This window comes from Streptomyces sp. NPDC042259 (assembly GCF_055582085.1).
Genome location: NZ_JBVJDW010000012.1, coordinates 13,550 through 29,037, shown reverse-complemented (window position 1 = coordinate 29,037; position 15,488 = coordinate 13,550). Strand labels below are relative to the sequence as shown.

Genomic DNA, 15,488 nt, shown 5'->3' with positions numbered 1-15,488 from the left:
ATGAAGGGGAGCTGATCGTTTTTCAGCGTTCGGCGCGCCGTGCAGAGTCGCGCATGCGAATGCAAAATAGGACGTTCCCCGCCATAAACCACGCGACTCCATGCCGCGCGGGACTCAAGCACCCGCTTGGGACTCCTGGTGCCTCTGCGCGTGCCCATCATGAGCGGAACTCGAAGCATGCGTCAAGATCTGAAAAGAATCCATATTCCTTCACACGCTTCTGCGGAGATCAATTGAAAAGCGATCTTCGCGCTGCGCCGGTATTGATCCACCGATGCGGAAAATGGAATTCCGATCCGGGAACCCGTCGTCCGCGCATGAATATGACCCGGACACTCCCGAAGCGACGAAAGGGCAAGTCAGGGGCTGACCGCGAGCACGATGTACGCCGCCAGCAGGGAGAGGTGGACGCCGCCTTGGAGCGGTGTCGCACGGCCCGGGATCACCGTCAGCGTGCCGACGACGACGGTGAGGGCCAGCAGCACCATGTGGGTCGCGCCCAGGCCGAGCACCAACGGCCCCTCCAGCCAGATCGAGGCCACCGCGACGGCGGGAATGGTCAGGCCGATGCTGGCCATGGCCGAACCGAGACCGAGGTTGAGACTGGTCTGGACGCGGTCGCGGCGCGCCGCGCGCAGCGCCGCGATGGTCTCCGGGAGGAGGACCAGCAACGCGATGACGACTCCGACGACCGAGGCGGGCAGCCCGGCGGCGGCCACTTGGGACTCGATCGTCGGGGAGACGCCCTTGGCCAGCCCGACCACCGACAGCAGCGCGACGGCGAGGAGCCCGAGGCTGGTGAGGGCGGCCTTCGCCGAGGGCGGGTCGGCGTGGTCGTCGGCGTCGATGACCACGCCTTCGGCGGTCACCGGCAGGAAGTAGTCACGGTGCCGCACGGTCTGGGTCGCCACGAACAGTCCGTACAGGATCAGCGCGGCGAGCGCGGCGAAGACCAGCTGGGCCGAGGAGAACCGCGCCCCCGGGGTGCTCGTCGTGAAGGTCGGCAGGACCAGGCTCAGCCCCGCCAGTGTCGCCACGGTTCCGAAGGCGGCGCCGGTGCCCTCGGCGTTGAACACCGCCACCCGGCGGCGGAGCGCGCCCACCAGCAACGACAGGCCGACGATGCCGTTGCATGTGATCATGACGGCGGCGAAGACGGTGTCGCGGGCGAGGGAGCTGCTCTTGTCGCCGCCGTCGGCCATCAGGGTCACGATGAGCGCCACTTCGATGATGGTCACCGCGACGGCCAGGACCAGCGATCCGAAGGGCTCGCCGACCCGGTGCGCGATCACCTCGGCGTGGTGCACCGCGGAGAGCACCGCACCGGCCAGACAGCAGCTCACCAGCGCCACCATCGCGGGGGACAGTGAGCGCCCCCAGGTCAGGGCGAGCACGAGGGCGGCCAGAGCGGGCACGGCGAAGGGCCAACGCCCGGCAATCAAGCGGAGCTGATGGTTCATGACATAAGCTTCGCAGATAGCCGGGAAAATACTTTTCATCCGTATTGTTCCGGCGAAGTCCCGGTGCGGTTCCGGTGCAGTCCCGGCCCCCGCGACGGCCACAGCGACTGTCCCGGCGTGGCCGTACCGCGCCACGCTCAGCCCACCGCCTCGGCCTCCCGGGCGGTCTTGGTCCAGCCCGTCTGCCCGCGGATCATGCGGAACAAGGCACTCCAGGCGCAGAGAAACGACATGTAGTTCATGACGACGAAGGAGTGCCCGAGCACCAGGGCCCGCCCCACGCCGACGCTTCTGTCCCGGCGCAGATACGTCCAGGACGTGGCGAGCGCGGGCGCGAAGGTGAGCAGGTACCAGGCGGTCAGGTTGGCCGGCCACTTCAGCCAGGTCGCGTTGACGGCGGCGACGCGCCGGCCGTGCAGCACCAGCACATTGGGGCTGCGGACGAACCAGATCAGGCAGTACTGGAAGAGGATCGACCAGGGCAGGTCCAGCACCCAGGGGACCAGCAGGTAGGAGAACATCTCCAGGGCGGCCAGGTGCCGCATCCGCGGCGCCCGCCATATCTCGCCCATCCGCCGGATCGCCGTCATATGGCCCTGGTACCAGCGGGTCCGCTGCCGGACGAGCCGGCGCAGATCGCTCACACCCTGCTGGTCCACGGAAGCGTGGGCGGTGGTGCGCAGTCGCCATCCCCGCGCGGCGAGGCTGATGGCCAGGTCCAGGTCCTCGGTCAGCGATCGCGACCAGGGGCGCTCCCCCAGGCCGTCGAGGGCCGAGAGCCGGGTGAACTGTCCATTGCCGCCGAGGCTGACGGTCGAGGTGAGGTTGCGGCCGAACTGCGTGACAGCGGCCATCGCCCAGAACTGGTAGTCCTGAAACCACGTCAGGAAGTTTCCACGGCGGTTACGGATGCGCACACCGAGCTGGACGCCGCCGACCCGGGGGTCGTCGAAGAGCGGCAGGACGTGGCCGAGCGCCCGGTCCGAGAGGCGGCCGTCCGCGTCCATCACGCACACGATCACCTCACCGGGATCCTGGCCACGCGCCGTGACGCTCTCGCGGATCCACCGGATTCCGTGGTTGAGGGCTTCGCCCTTGCCTTGTCGGGCGTTCGGCGGTTCCCGACGCAGCACGACCGCCTCGCCCGGCCGCCCCGCCGCCCGTGCCTCCTCACCGGCTCGTTCGGCCTCCTGCCCGGTGGCGTCGTCCGAACCGTCGTCGATGGCCACGACCGTGGTGCGGGGTCCGAGCAATCCGGCGACCGTCGTACCGATCACGGACTCCTCGTTGAGACACGGGATGAGGGCGTACAGATGCCGGCTGTCGCGGCGCCCCAGATGCGGGCTGCCGTACACGGTGTCACCTTGGACACGCAACGCGGCTCTCTGGCGGCGCAGTTCGATGAGGCCCGCGCCCATGGCAAGGGCGAGGTAGCCCGCGGACATGCCGATGACGGCAAGGCCGATCGTGTCGACGGCCCTCAACAGCTTGCGTCTCACCGACGGGCCTCCCACTTCTGACGTCTCCATGAGGGCGGCCCCACGGGGACCGCGGGGGCCGAGTGCGGGCGCGCGGGTACCACGGGAAGGCCGCTCTCCTTCTCCGGGGCGGGTTCAGCCATCCAGACGCCCCCGGTGAGGCGACGCTGTATCTCCCGTCCCAGAACGAAGCCCACGGGCAGCGCAGCCGCACCGATCGCCGCCAGAAGCGCACCGCGCCCGGGCGCGACGCCTCCCCCGACACGGGTGGCCGCCATGCCGCCGACCAGCGGCCAGCTGAATCCCGTGTACATAATGCGGCGGCACCTCCGGGCAGCGAGGAGCGCATCCTGCGCGCAGGGGAGAGAAAGTCCGACCACTCTCGCTCAGGAAACGGCCGGTGACCAGACCCCACCACCACGCGCATAGGGCACCGAAGGGCAGTTTCGCGCCGACCCGGAAGGTATCCGTATTCCCCGCCCGCCAGGCACGCCAAGGGGTTTCCGACGAGTAATTACGGACACTGCGGGGGATCCGGCCAATCACGCCGAATCGAACCCATTGCACGCCGCGTACGCGGGCCGTTAACTTCATGGGCGGACCGCACTCCACGCCTTGAGTGACAGGTATACACGTCAACTTCCTTGCCTTTGCCCGGCCTTCAGAAGCGCTGAGCCAAGGCGGTTGATTCTGTGCGCCACCATTCCTTCGGGCCGCCGACTTGACGGCCGCTCTTTTTACGCACCGGGGGGCGGAGAGCATGGGGACGACGAACGGCCGGCAGCATCCGTCGACGGTCGTGTACACCCGGCCGGAGGCCGTGAAACTCCCCTTGGCCACCCAGGAACCGAAGGTCCACGAGGCCGTCACCCGGGGCGTGACGGACGAGCGGGTTCCGGCGACTGGCAGCACCGCGCTCGACGCGGTCGGCACCACGAGCCGGCGGCTGTCCGCTGACGGTCCGATTCCGCACCACAATAAATCGAACGTGATTCCGTCCTCGCTCGTTCCGATCACCGCGCATCGAGGAAATAACCGGAAGGTTTCCATCCGACGCATCGGCCGGGCGGCGGCAGGGTCCGCACATCCACACCCGGGATGGACCTTTGCGATGGCAAGCCGCATGAATCCATTGGTCCGTACCGCGAGCGAGAAGTCCGCGCGCGGTGACGCCTCGGGCGCACATCATGGATCTTATTTCACGCGGTGCGTTCGCTTGGATGTTCGCCCATCCCGTTTCGGCCACGCGGGACCCGAGCGGAATTCAGGAGGAGGCCGCCGCTCTCGCACGCCGGGACCGGGCCGACATCGAGCGGACGGATCGCGTCCATTTTCAACCTCATTCCGGCTCGTCGTGGCCGTGCGCCGAAGACCGACCAGCGACGGAAAGGGAATTCCCGAACGCGGGCGCGTTATCGGCTGACGCGTCAACCGGCTCCCGCGGCGGGACCCCCGCGGGGCGGCCGTGCGGCCCGGTGGTGCCCGCCATGTGCCGCCCGCCTCCCGGCCGGTGCCCGCTTCCGCACCCCTGCGAACGTCCAGCCGCGGCATCGGGCGCCAGCCCGACGACGGCAAGGTCACCATCGGCCGCCTCGCACCCGTACCACTGACCGCTCGCGTCCTCCGACCAGACAGGGGCACCAACTCATGGCAACCACACCCAGCACCGGAGCCGGTCCGCAGCCCGCGGGCCTGGCCGAAGGCGCCATCGCCACCGTCGCGGGAAACGGCGTGGCCGGGTACGTCTCCGACGGCGGGCCGGGCGCGCTGACCCCCGTGCACTACCCCTACGGCGTGGCCGTGGACAAGAACGGCAACCTCTATATCGCCGACCGGCACAACCACCGCATCCGTAAGGTCACACCCAACGGGAACATCACCACCGTCGCGGGCGACGGCACCGCCGGATACATCTCCGACGGCGGGCCCGCGGTCGCCACCCGGCTCCACTACCCGGGTGACGTGGCCGTGGACGACGCGGGCAACCTCTACATCGCGGACACCAGCAACCACCGGGTCCGCAAGGTGTCCCCGAGCGGCATCATCACCACCGTCGCCGGAAACGGCGAGGCCGGGTACCTCTCCGACGGCGGACCCGCCATGGCCACGAAGCTGAACACCCCGTGGGGCGTGGCCGTGGATCGCGACGGCAACCTGTACATCGCGGACCACGGCAACCATCGGATCCGCAAGGTCACCCCCAACGGGAACATCACCACGGTCGCGGGCAACGGCACCGCCGGATACGTCTCCGACGGCGGACCCGCCATCGCCACCCGCCTCCACTACCCGCTGGGGGTGGCCGTGGACGCGGAAGGCCATCTGTACATCGCCGACCGGCACAACCACCGGATCCGCAAGGTCACCCCCAACGGCATCATCACCACGGTCGCGGGCAACGGCACCGCCGGATACGTCTCCGACGGCGGACCCGCCATCGCCACCCGCCTCTACTACCCCTGGGGCCTGGCGCTGGACGAAGCCGGCAGCCTGTACATCGGTGACGGCCACAACCACCGGGTCCGCAAGGTCGCTTCGGACGGCATCATCACCACCGTCGCGGGCAACGGCACCGCCGGATACGTGGACGACGGCGGCCCCGCCGCGGGTACCCGGCTCTTCTACCCCTCGGGGGTGGCCCTGGACCGATCCGGCAATCTCTACATCGCCGACCCGAACAACCACCGGATCCGAGGCGTCACGGCCATCGCCCGGATGACCCCGGCGCCCCCGCCGGCCGCCGACCTGTACGGAGAGGTCGTCAGCCCCTACCGGGTCCAGCGGAGCCATGAATTCGACCTGGGCGCGCGGATCAGGAACCGCGGCCCGAACCCGGCCGACGGCCAGCACGTGACCGTGGTGCTGACCCTGGCCGAAGGGCTGGTGGGCGGGCCCGGCACCACGGGAAGGCGCCTGACCCGCACCTTCACCGGACAGCAGCTCGTCCCCAACCAGGCCACCCTGGACGGTGTCTTCCGGGTCAGCGCGCCCGACACCACACCGCCCGGTACGTACGAGTCCACGCTGGAGATCCAGTACGGCGGCGATCTGAACCTGAAGGACAACACGTACGCCCTGCCGATCACGGTCGTCGTGCCGGCCCCCGTCGCGGACGAGACGGAACTGACGATCTACCAGGACACCGTTCCGGAAGCCGCGCCGGGCCAGCGGACCGCCTTCACCATGCGGTACGCCTCGCCCACCGGGCAGCCCGTCAATCCCGGCACGATCACGCAGCGCTTCACCGCGCCCGCGGGCTTCCTCTTCGACGGCCGGCCCACGTACGCGTACTACGAGGCCCTCGACGGCGTCGTCACCGGAACCCTCGACCACCGGATCGAGGACGGCGGCCGGACCCTGATCATCACGGCCAACCCGCACGTCAACACCACGACCAGTGACGCCGGCTCGGTGCTCTACACCATTCCCGTCCAGGTCCGCCCCGACGCCACACCCGGGCAGTACGACAACGGTTCCGCCAGCATCGGCCGTCACGTACCCGTCCAGATCTCCGGCAAGGTCACCGGCAGCGCCCAGGACGAGACAGCGCTGCGCGTGGTCCAGGCGACGGTGCCCGCGGCAGCCCCCGGTCAGATCGCGAAGTTCAACCTCGAATTCCGCTCGCTCAACAACCAGCCCGTCAACCCCGGCACCATCGAGCAGCGCATCACCGCGCCCACCGGCTTCGAATTCACCGGCGCCGCCTCCTACGGCTACTACACCACCAAGCCCTACGTCACAGGCAACCTCGAGACCCGGCTGGAGGACGGCGGCAAGACTCTCGTCATCCGCTCCAACCCGCACCTCAACACCGGGACCACCGACAAGACGTCCCTCATCCACACCCTCGTGATCCGCGCCCTGCCCAGCGCGACATCAGGCACCCAGCCCAACGACGGCAAGGTCACCATCGGCCGCCTGGCACCCGTACCACTGACCGGCCGCGTCCTCTGACGCACGCGTGGCCGACCACCGCCGTCCACCCACGCCCCGGCTGGGCATGGGTGGACGGCGGTCCGGTCGGCCCGGGGGCCCGCTCGTTCACCGGCGAAAGGGGGCTTGGTGGCTGTGACCACAACGCGGGACGACATCGCGGGGCCGACAGCGGCGCCGTCCGGGAGCGGCATCACGACGGTGGCGGGCACCGGCACCGCCGGGTTCGGCGGCGACGGCGGGCCCGCCACGGCGGCCGGTCTGCACTGCCCCTTCGGCGTGGCGCTCGATGGCCTCGGTTCGCTCTACATCGCCGATTACCAGAACCACCGGGTGCGCAAGGTGGGTCCGGACGGCGTCATCACCACCGTGGCCGGCGACGGCGCCAAGGGATACGGCGGTGACGGCGGCCCCGCCACGGCCGCGAGCCTGAGGGACCCCGCCGGTGTGGCGCTGGACGGCGAGGGCAACGTGTACATCGCGGACCGCTCCAACCAGCGGGTGCGCAAGGTGGGCCCGGACGGCACCATCAGCACCGTGGCCGGCGACGGCACCCCCGGCTTCGGCGGCGACGGCGGCCCCGCCACCGCCGCCCGACTGAACTTTCCCCACGCCCTGGTGGTCGACGCCGCCGGTGATCTGTACATCGCCGATGACTACAACCACCGGGTGCGAAGGGTGGGTCCGGACGGTGTCATCACCACCGTGGCCGGCGACGGTGCCGACGGCTTCGGTGGCGACGGCGGGCCCGCCACCGCCGCCTCGCTCCACTTCCCCCACGCCGTGGCCTTCGACGGCATCGGCAATCTCTACATCGCGGACCGGTACAACCACCGGGTGCGGAGGGTGGGCCCCGAGGGCATCATCACCACCGTGGCCGGCGACGGCACCATCGGTTGCAGCGGTGACGGAGGCCCCGCCACCGCTGCCGCCCTGAATCTGCCGCAATGCGTGGTGGCCGACGGCATCGGCAACCTCTATCTCACCGACTACGGCAATGAGCGGGTCCGGAAGGTCGGTACGGACGGAATCATCACCACGGTGGCGGGCGGAGGGGCGAAAGGATACGGCGGTGACGGCGGGCCCGCGCCTCTGGCTCTGCTCGATCAGCCCCTGGGCATCGCGGTCGATGTCACCGGCGACCTGTACATCGCCGACTTCGGCAACCACCGGGTGCGGAAGGTGCGCGGCGGGGCGGAAGTTAGTGACGGGGCCAACTAGCGCTCCGCGCAATCGTGGAAGATGGAACCCATGACAGGGGACGCGAGCGAAATCGTTCTGAGCAAGCAGGACCTTCGTGAGATCGCCGCGTTCGCCGCGGCCTGTGCGGAGGCGGCGCTTGAGGTATTCGAGGCCGATCAGCCGGATGACTCGCGGCCTCGAGACGCTATCGGTGCCGCGTGGGAGTTCGCTCGGGGCGGCGAACGCGGGAAGTCTCTGCGCGACACGGCATCGGCGGCCCTCAAAGCGGCCAAGGACGCGGATACGGCGGCTGCCCGAGAGGCAGCGTGGGCTGCGATGTCCGCGGCAGGCGCCGCCTACCTGCATCCGTTGGCCAAGGCCACCCAGGTCAAGCACATCCTCGGAGCCGGCGCTTACGCGGCCAGAGCAGCCGAACTCGTCGCCGGCGACGATCGGAGCGTCGGTGCCGAAAGCGTTGAGCGGACGGTGCGTCGGGCGACACCAGTCGTCATTGACGTGCTCACACGCTTTCCGGCGGCGCCGAGTGGCGGCGGACGGGTCGGTGAGCTGATCCGCCTGCTGGACGCCGGCCTTCGTTCACTCACCACCGCTGAGTGACTTTCAGCGTCCAGGCGGGTCGAAGCCGGCGCCGGGGCAGGGCGCACAGTGCCGATGACGCCGATCATCGTCTGCTCAGTAGGGACCACCCCGGAAGTACATGCTCCGGTGGGGGCGGGGAAGGTCATCGCGCTCGTATGCGGCGTCGGACCGTTCCGCAGCGGTGGACCGCGTGGCCAGGTTCCGAAGAGTCGCCAGCCCGGCCAGCACCTCGTCGCGGTTCCCGGCCGCCTTCATCCACCGTGGCAGTCGGGCGAACATGGCCATCGTGGGACGGCGGGTCCGGTCGCCCGGCTCGGAACTCATGACGGACACCATGGCAGGTGGGGGGCGCCGTCCGCGACTCGCTTTCCCCTCCGTACGCCGAAGTCCGTACCTACCCGCGTTCCGGGCGGCCGAGCAAGCCGCGTTCGAGGGCGGTGACCACCGCGTGCGTGCGGTCGCTGACGTCGAGCTTCGCGAAGACACGCAGCAGGTGGGTCTTGACCGTGGCTTCCGCGATGACCAGCCGCTTGCCGATGTCGGCGTTGGACAGGCCGTCGGCGACCGCGTTCAGCACGTCACGCTCCCGCGCGGTCAGGGTCACGGGGGCGGGTTGCCGCATTCGGGCCATGAGCCGCTGGGCCACCCGGGGGGCCAGCACCGTCTCTCCCCGTGCGGCGGAGCGGATGGCGTCGACGAGTTGTTCGCGGGTGGTGTCCTTGAGGAGGTAGCCGATGGCGCCCGCCTCGACCGCCCGCTCGATCTCGACGTCGGTGTCGTACGTCGTCAGGATGAGTACATGCGTCCCGGTCCGGCCCGCCACGATTTCCGTGGTGGCGGCCACCCCGTCGAGGACCGGCATCCGCAGATCGATCAGTGCCACATCGGGTTCGAGGCGCTCGACGAGTTCCACGGCCCGCCGGCCGTCGGCCGCTTCGCCGACGATGTCGATGGCGGGCTCCGAGGCCAGCAGGGCGATCACACCGGCGCGCATCACCGTGTGGTCGTCCACCACGATGACGCGGAGCCGGTCCTCTGTCGTTGTCTCGGCCGTCATGTCACACCTGACCGTTCGTGGGTACCTGGGCGAGGACGCGGGTGCCGTCGCCGACCGAGCTGGTGACCGTGAGCGCGCCGCCGAGTTCGGCCAGCCGCTTGCGCATGCCGTCGAGGCCGAAGCCATGGGAGTCGCCGACGAGGAAGCCGCGGCCGTCGTCGGTGATCTCCAGCTCCAGCCCGTGGCCATGGTCGGTGAGGACGACGCCGACCGTGGAGGCCGCCGCGTGTTTGCGGACGTTGGCCAGTGACTCCTGGCTGCAGCGCAGGAGGGCGATCCGGGTCTGCTGGTCGCATGTCACGTCCGGCAGCTCCGCGCTGACGGCGAGCCCGGTGTCTTCGGCGAACCGGTCCAGGGTGCGGCGCAGGGTGTCGGCGACCGAGCCGGGGGCGATTCCGCTGCGCGGGGCCGAGCCGACCAGGACGCGCGCCTCGGCGAGGTTCTCGCGCGCGGTGTGCTCGATGGAGAGCAACTGCTGGGCGCTCCGTTCCGGAGCGGTGCGAAGACCGGTACGGGCCGCTTCGGCGAGCACGATGATGGACGCGAAGCCCTGGGCGAGGGTGTCGTGGATGTCCCGCGCGAGGCGTTCGCGTTCCTCCGCTGCGCCTTGTCGCTGGTGCGCCTCGGCCAGTTGCCGTTGCGCGTTTACCAGCTCGGTGTTGAGGAGGCGGGCGCGTTCGTCGCTCTGCCGCACCAGGCGGTGCACCAGCAGCCCCACCAGCACACCGGCCACATAGCCGAGGACGGTGACGACGACATTGCCCGTGAGGAGGTCCGCGTGCTGGACGGCCCGGGTGGTCACGGTCGCCACGACGGCGGCACCACTGAAGGCAACGGCGGGTACCGGGCCCGCGGTGAAGATCCAGAACTGTGGGAGCGACACGATGAACAGCGCCGCGCCGCCCCCGGGCAGTCCGGCCATCGCCCCCACACCGAGGGCCAGGACGCACAGATGGACCGGTCGACGCCATACGGGGTTGTCCGGAAAGAGGCGCAGGGCCGCGTAACCGAGGGACATCACGGCCAGCAACGCCAACGACCAGTATTTCGCCGTGCCGGAGTCGTTGCGCACACCGATGACGGAGGGGGCGAGGCCGAGGAGCACCCAGGCGAGGGTGTACCACCGGTGGAGCGTGGCTATCCAGAACTGGTCGTGGGGCTGCGGCCGTTGGTTCATGCTGGTCAGCCTACGTTTTCGAGCGGCCGGCCGACCGGGGCGGCGCTTCGTGCCCCGGGCCTGTTCCGCGTCGGCCACCAGCACCGGTCACCGAGCAGCAGCATGAGGGCGGGAAGGATCACGATCCGGATGACGAAGGCGTCGATGAGTACGGCGACCGCCAGGCTGAAGCCGATCTGCTTCATCTCCATGATGTGCAGGGGGACGAAGCTGGCGAACACCGTCACCATCACGAAGGCGGCGCTGGTCACCACACTCGCCGAACTGCCGATGCCGTCGAGTACCGCCTGCCGGGTCGGCACACCGCGGAGTACGGCCTCCCGGATCCGGCTGATGACGAACACCTGATAGTCCATCGACAGGCCGAAGAGGATGACGAACAGGAACAGCGGTACCCGGGAGCCGATCGAGCCGGTGGAGGTGAAGTCGAGCAGGCTCTGGGCCCAGTCGCCCTGGAAGACCAGCACCAGCAGACCGAGCGAGGCGGCGGCCGAGAGCAGGTTCAGCACCACGCCGACGAGGCCGAGGACCACGGAACGGAACGCCCATACCGTGATGGCGAAGGTGACCAGGAGCAGGGAACCGATGATCATCGGCAGCTTCTGCCGCTGGTGGCGGGGGTAGTCGGCGTAGCGGGCGACGTCTCCGGTCACCGCGCTCCGGGCGCCGGGCACGTCACCGACCGTGGCAGGCACATAGGTCTCGCGGAGGCGTTCGAGGGACGTCTGCGCGGCCTCGGTGCTCACGTGGTGCGGTACGGGCAGTTCCAGCAGGCTGACGCGCCGGTCGTCGGAGGTGCGCAGCTGTGCCGGGCCGGTGATGGCCGGGTCGGCTTCGGCGCGGCGGGCGAGTTCGCGCAGCGCGCCGGTCACCTCGTCGGCGCGGGCGGGCTCGGCGCGTACGACGACCTGGTGCATGGACTTGAGTTCCGGGAAGGCGTGGTTCAGCCGGTCGTACGTCCGCATGGCCGGGATGGAGCGGGGGTGGGTCTCGCGTCCCATGTCGGTCAGCTTCAGGCCCACCAGGGGGGCGGCCAGGGCGAGGGTGGCGAGGACGGCGGCCGTCAGGGTGACGGCCGGGCGCTTGCTCGTGGCCCGCAGGACCGCACCGGTCACCCGGCCGGCGCCGGCCTTCGGCCGCTTGCTCTGCTTCGGCTGCCTCGGCCGCGTGATCCCGCTCCCCCGGGCCGCGCGGGCGGCTTTGCGAACCGCCCGGCGCTCGGCCCGTTCACCGAACGTGGCCAGCAGGGCGGGCAGCACGGTGAGCGAGCTGACCACGGCGACGAGGGTGACGACGATCGCGCCCGTGGCGATCGAGGAGAAGATGACGTCGTCCACCAGGTACAGCGTCGCGCTGGAGACGGCGACGGCGAGCCCGGAGAGCACGACGGCCCGTCCGGAGGTGGCGGCGGCGAGTTCCACCACGGCCTGTGGGCTGAGCCGGCCGCCCGCCCGGGACCGTTCCTCGCGTTCGCGCTTGAGGTAGAAGAGGGTGTAGTCGACGCCGACCGCCAGGCCGATCAGCAGGATGACGTTGGTGCCGACCCCGGCGTCGGGGAAGGCGTGCGAGGCCAGCATGGACAGGCCGACGGCGGCGGCGATCGAGGAGAGTGCCAGCAGCAGCGGCACGAGGGCCATCGCCACGGAGCGGAACACGAACAGCAGGGTGATCAGGGTGACGGGCAGCGCGATCATCTCCGTGCGGGACAGATCGTCTCCCCGCAGCTTCTCGACGCCCTTGCTGATGGAGGGGCTGCCGGTCTCCTCCACCCGCAGTCCGGGGTGCGCGGCCCGTACGGCGGCGGTCTGTGCCCGCAGCGCCTCGACGTGCTTCTTGCCGTCGAGTTCGGGCCCCTGCATGGTCACGTCCACCCGGACCGCTTTGCCGTCGGCGGAGCGCACGGGGCCGGCCACGGAACGGACTTCGGGAAGGGTGCGCATCCGGGCCGTGACGTCCCGGGCGACGGCGTCCGCCGCGGCGCTCTGGAGCGGGCCCGTGCCGGGCTTCGCGGAGATGAGCACCCGCTCCACGGGCCTTTGCTGCAGGCCGCCCCCGGCCGCCATGGCCTCGGCCCGGCCCGCTTCGCCGACGCGGAAGTCCGCGCTGGTCGCCACGTTGCTGCCGGCCGAGATCCCGGCGCCGAGACACAGGGCGACGAAGAGGAACCAGCCCGCTATGGCGCGCCACGGATGCCCGGCGCTCCAACGGGCCATGCGTACAGGGAAAGTCGTCATGGCCTTCATGCTGGTCGCTGGGCCACCGCTCCCGGCAGCCCCGGCCGGTTGAACTTCGTGTCCACCGGTCGGTGGACACGCCGGGGCGAGGCACCGCCCCCGGTGGCTTCACACCCCTACCCGTAGTACTTCGGAGCTACGGAGGAAAGGCACTCTTCGGTGGGACGCCGACCACTCGGCCCGCTCCATAACTTCGGTACCGCGAAGACGAAGACATCCGGTACGGAAGGACAACCCCATGGCGTTCCGCCCGCGCGGCAGCCGCGCGCGCCGCACCCTGCTCGCTGTGCTCGTGGCCGCTTCGGTGGCGGTGCCGGTGGCGGGGGCGGCCCGCCCCACGGCCGTCCCCGCGCCCGTCCCGGCCCCCCTCGCCCCGATGACGGCCGCGACACCCGCCCTCCTCGACGAGCGGTACGCCCTCACCCGCGACGGCATCCGGGCGGCCGAGCGGATGGCCGCGGACCACGGTGACCGCGAACGGGCCGAGGTGCTGCGCGCCATGGCCGACCCGGGGCGTCACTTCCTCTCCTTCGACGGCCGCGACGGCGGCCGCACCACCGAGGTCGTCGGGGACCTGGCCCGGGCCGATCGGATAGCCGTGCTGGTACCGGGCTCGGACACCAGCCTCGACACGTACGGACGCTTCCGGGCCGGCGCCGTCGCGCTGCGGGAGCAACTGGGCGGCAGGTCCGCCGTCATCGCCTGGCTCGGTTACCGGACGCCGGGCACGGTGAGCCCCGAGGCACTGACGCCGGGGCGGGCCGACGAGGCGGCCCCCGCCCTTCGGCGCTTCGTCCGTGAGGTGCGTGCGGCCAGGCCCACGGCCCGGACCTCCCTGCTCTGCCATTCCTACGGCTCGGTCGTCTGCGCCCGCGGTGCCCGGGGCCTGCCGGTCGACGACATCGTCCTGTACGGCAGCCCCGGCACGGGCACGGACACCGTCCGCCGGCTGCGCAGCCGGGCCACCGTCTGGGCGGGCCGGGGTGCCGACGACTGGATCGCCGCCGTGCCGCATCTGCGGCTCCGGTTGCCGTCGGCCACCGTCGGCTTCGGAACCGACCCGGTGGCGAGGGAATTCGGCGCGCGTCTCTTCGACGCGGGCGCCGGCGGTCACAGCGACTATCTGAAGCCCGGTTCCGTGTCCCTGCGGAACATCGCCCGGATCGTCTCCGGACAGGCGCGTTCGGCGGAGGGCCGTCATGCGTGATCTCGTCCGCCGGATCGATGCCGCCACCCCGCCCGAGCGTGACCGTGGCATCGACGCGCTGCGCGCCCTGGCCGTCCTCGGGGTGGTGCTCGGTCATTGGCTGGTGACCGCCCTGGTCGCCGACAGCGGCACGGTACGCGGCATCAGCCCCCTGCACTATCTGCCCCGACTCACCCCCGTCTCCTGGGTGTTCCAGACCCTCGCCGTCTTCTTCCTGGTGGGCGGGTACGTGGCGGCCGGGAGCCGGGCCGGTGCCCGTGCCCGGGGCGCCACATACCGGCAGTGGCTCGGTGCGCGAATGGGCCGGCTGTTCAGGCCGGTCGTCGCCGTGCTGACGGTATGGGCGGTGGTGGCGGGTGCCGTGCTGGCGTCGGGGGCCGGCTTCGGGACCGTGCGTGCCCTGTGCAAACTGGTCGTGTCGCCCCTGTGGTTCCTGCTGGTCCTCGCGGCACTGACGGCGGCGACCCCCGTGATCGCCCGGCTTCACCCCCTGTGGCCACTGGCCGCCGTGGCGTCGGTCGATGTGTTCCGGTTCGGCTTCGACGGGCCCGCACCGATCGGCTGGGTCAACGTGGCGGCGGGCTGGATGGTCCCGTACTGCCTGGGGGCGCGCTGGGCACGGCACGGGCTGCCGCGACGGTCCGCGACCGGTCGGTGGCTGCTCGTCGGTGGTGCGGCCGCCACCTGCGGTCTCGTCCTGTTCGCCGGTTACCCGGCATCGATGGTCGGCGTGCCCGGCGCCCGGATATCCAACCTCAACCCGCCCACCCTCGCCGCTGTCACCTTCGGGCTCGCCCAGAGCGGGGCGGCCCTGCTGCTGCTCGGCCCGCTGCGCCGGGTGCTGCGGCGGCCTGCGGCATGGGCGGCGGTTGCGCTGACGAACCTCTCCGCGATGACGGTCTTCCTGTGGCACCAGACGGCGATGATCGCGGTCACCGCCCTCGGCCTGCTCACCGGCGACGCCCTGCCCGGCCTGCACACCGTCCCCGACGGGGCCGGCTGGGTGTTCGCCCGGCTCGCCTGGCTGCCGGTGTTCGCCGGAGCGCTGCTGGTGTGCTGGGCGGCGTTCCACACCTACGAGCGAGGGCGGCCCCGGCAAGACAGCCGGGTCGTGCGCGAAGGCCGCCCCGCGCGGGAGACGGTGGTGCGCGGTGCATAGA

General features: G+C 70.8%; 11 protein-coding genes. 5 read left to right on the top strand and 6 right to left on the bottom strand.

What is annotated here, in order from left to right:
- Nucleotides 1-359: 359 nt before the first annotated feature.
- Both ACZ6MA_RS27320 and ACZ6MA_RS27315 read right to left on the bottom strand, forming a co-directional pair.
- A complete protein-coding gene (locus ACZ6MA_RS27320) occupies nucleotides 360-1,460 on the bottom strand; it encodes a calcium:cation antiporter (RefSeq protein ID WP_469436751.1) in 1,101 nt (366 codons plus the stop codon).
- Nucleotides 1,461-1,597: 137 nt separating this feature from the next.
- Complete coding sequence (locus ACZ6MA_RS27315) at nucleotides 1,598-2,959, bottom strand: glycosyltransferase (protein ID WP_469436749.1); 1,362 nt, start codon at nucleotides 2,957-2,959, stop codon at nucleotides 1,598-1,600.
- A 1,626-nt stretch (nucleotides 2,960-4,585) separates the two neighbouring features.
- Here ACZ6MA_RS27315 and ACZ6MA_RS27310 point away from each other — a divergent pair.
- The 3 genes from ACZ6MA_RS27310 to ACZ6MA_RS27300 all read left to right on the top strand — a co-directional run bounded on the left by ACZ6MA_RS27310 (nucleotide 4,586) and on the right by ACZ6MA_RS27300 (nucleotide 8,671).
- The gene (locus ACZ6MA_RS27310) at nucleotides 4,586-6,892 is read left to right on the top strand and encodes an NHL repeat-containing protein (protein ID WP_469436748.1); all 2,307 of its coding nucleotides are present in this window, start codon (nucleotides 4,586-4,588) and stop codon (nucleotides 6,890-6,892) included.
- 108 nt (nucleotides 6,893-7,000) lie between these two features.
- Entirely contained in the window at nucleotides 7,001-8,092 is a 1,092-nt protein-coding gene (locus ACZ6MA_RS27305; RefSeq protein WP_469436746.1) for an NHL domain-containing protein, read from the top strand.
- A gap of 30 nt (nucleotides 8,093-8,122) precedes the next feature.
- On the top strand, nucleotides 8,123-8,671 hold the full coding sequence (locus ACZ6MA_RS27300) for a putative immunity protein (RefSeq protein WP_469436744.1): 549 nt from the start codon (nucleotides 8,123-8,125) through the stop codon (nucleotides 8,669-8,671).
- A gap of 75 nt (nucleotides 8,672-8,746) precedes the next feature.
- Here the strand turns inward: ACZ6MA_RS27300 and ACZ6MA_RS27295 are convergent, their stop codons facing one another.
- From ACZ6MA_RS27295 to ACZ6MA_RS27280, 4 genes are all read right to left on the bottom strand, one after another.
- Entirely contained in the window at nucleotides 8,747-8,977 is a 231-nt protein-coding gene (locus ACZ6MA_RS27295; RefSeq protein ID WP_469436742.1) for a hypothetical protein, read from the bottom strand.
- Between the two features lie 70 nt (nucleotides 8,978-9,047).
- Nucleotides 9,048-9,710: a response regulator gene (locus tag ACZ6MA_RS27290; protein ID WP_469436741.1), complete on the bottom strand. Its 663-nt coding sequence runs from the start codon at nucleotides 9,708-9,710 to the stop codon at nucleotides 9,048-9,050.
- A 1-nt stretch (nucleotide 9,711) separates the two neighbouring features.
- The gene (locus ACZ6MA_RS27285; protein ID WP_469436739.1) at nucleotides 9,712-10,887 is read right to left on the bottom strand and encodes a sensor histidine kinase; all 1,176 of its coding nucleotides are present in this window, start codon (nucleotides 10,885-10,887) and stop codon (nucleotides 9,712-9,714) included.
- Between the two features lie 5 nt (nucleotides 10,888-10,892).
- A complete protein-coding gene (locus tag ACZ6MA_RS27280) occupies nucleotides 10,893-13,121 on the bottom strand; it encodes an MMPL family transporter (protein WP_469436738.1) in 2,229 nt (742 codons plus the stop codon).
- A gap of 238 nt (nucleotides 13,122-13,359) precedes the next feature.
- On the opposite strand from ACZ6MA_RS27280, the gene ACZ6MA_RS27275 reads away from it, so the two are divergent.
- Nucleotides 13,360-14,328, top strand: coding sequence for an alpha/beta hydrolase (locus ACZ6MA_RS27275; RefSeq protein ID WP_469436737.1), 969 nt, complete (start codon nucleotides 13,360-13,362; stop codon nucleotides 14,326-14,328).
- Nucleotides 14,321-15,487, top strand: coding sequence for an acyltransferase family protein (locus tag ACZ6MA_RS27270; RefSeq protein WP_469436735.1), 1,167 nt, complete (start codon nucleotides 14,321-14,323; stop codon nucleotides 15,485-15,487). Before ACZ6MA_RS27275 ends, ACZ6MA_RS27270 begins: the two co-directional genes overlap by 8 nt.
- Nucleotide 15,488: the final 1 nt, after the last annotated feature.

Bases quoted from the DNA above. Each gene is read 5' to 3' on its own strand.
- ACZ6MA_RS27310 (WP_469436748.1), top strand. From the start codon at position 4,586: ATGGCAACCACACCCAGCACCGGAGCCGGTCCGCAGCCCGCGGGCCTG.
- ACZ6MA_RS27275 (WP_469436737.1), top strand. From the start codon at position 13,360: ATGGCGTTCCGCCCGCGCGGCAGCCGCGCGCGCCGCACCCTGCTCGCT.
- ACZ6MA_RS27295 (WP_469436742.1), bottom strand. From the start codon at position 8,977: ATGAGTTCCGAGCCGGGCGACCGGACCCGCCGTCCCACGATGGCCATG.
- ACZ6MA_RS27290 (WP_469436741.1), bottom strand. From the start codon at position 9,710: ATGACGGCCGAGACAACGACAGAGGACCGGCTCCGCGTCATCGTGGTG.
- ACZ6MA_RS27300 (WP_469436744.1), top strand. From the start codon at position 8,123: ATGACAGGGGACGCGAGCGAAATCGTTCTGAGCAAGCAGGACCTTCGT.
- ACZ6MA_RS27280 (WP_469436738.1), bottom strand. From the start codon at position 13,121: ATGACGACTTTCCCTGTACGCATGGCCCGTTGGAGCGCCGGGCATCCG.
- ACZ6MA_RS27270 (WP_469436735.1), top strand. From the start codon at position 14,321: ATGCGTGATCTCGTCCGCCGGATCGATGCCGCCACCCCGCCCGAGCGT.
- ACZ6MA_RS27320 (WP_469436751.1), bottom strand. From the start codon at position 1,460: ATGAACCATCAGCTCCGCTTGATTGCCGGGCGTTGGCCCTTCGCCGTG.
- ACZ6MA_RS27285 (WP_469436739.1), bottom strand. From the start codon at position 10,887: ATGAACCAACGGCCGCAGCCCCACGACCAGTTCTGGATAGCCACGCTC.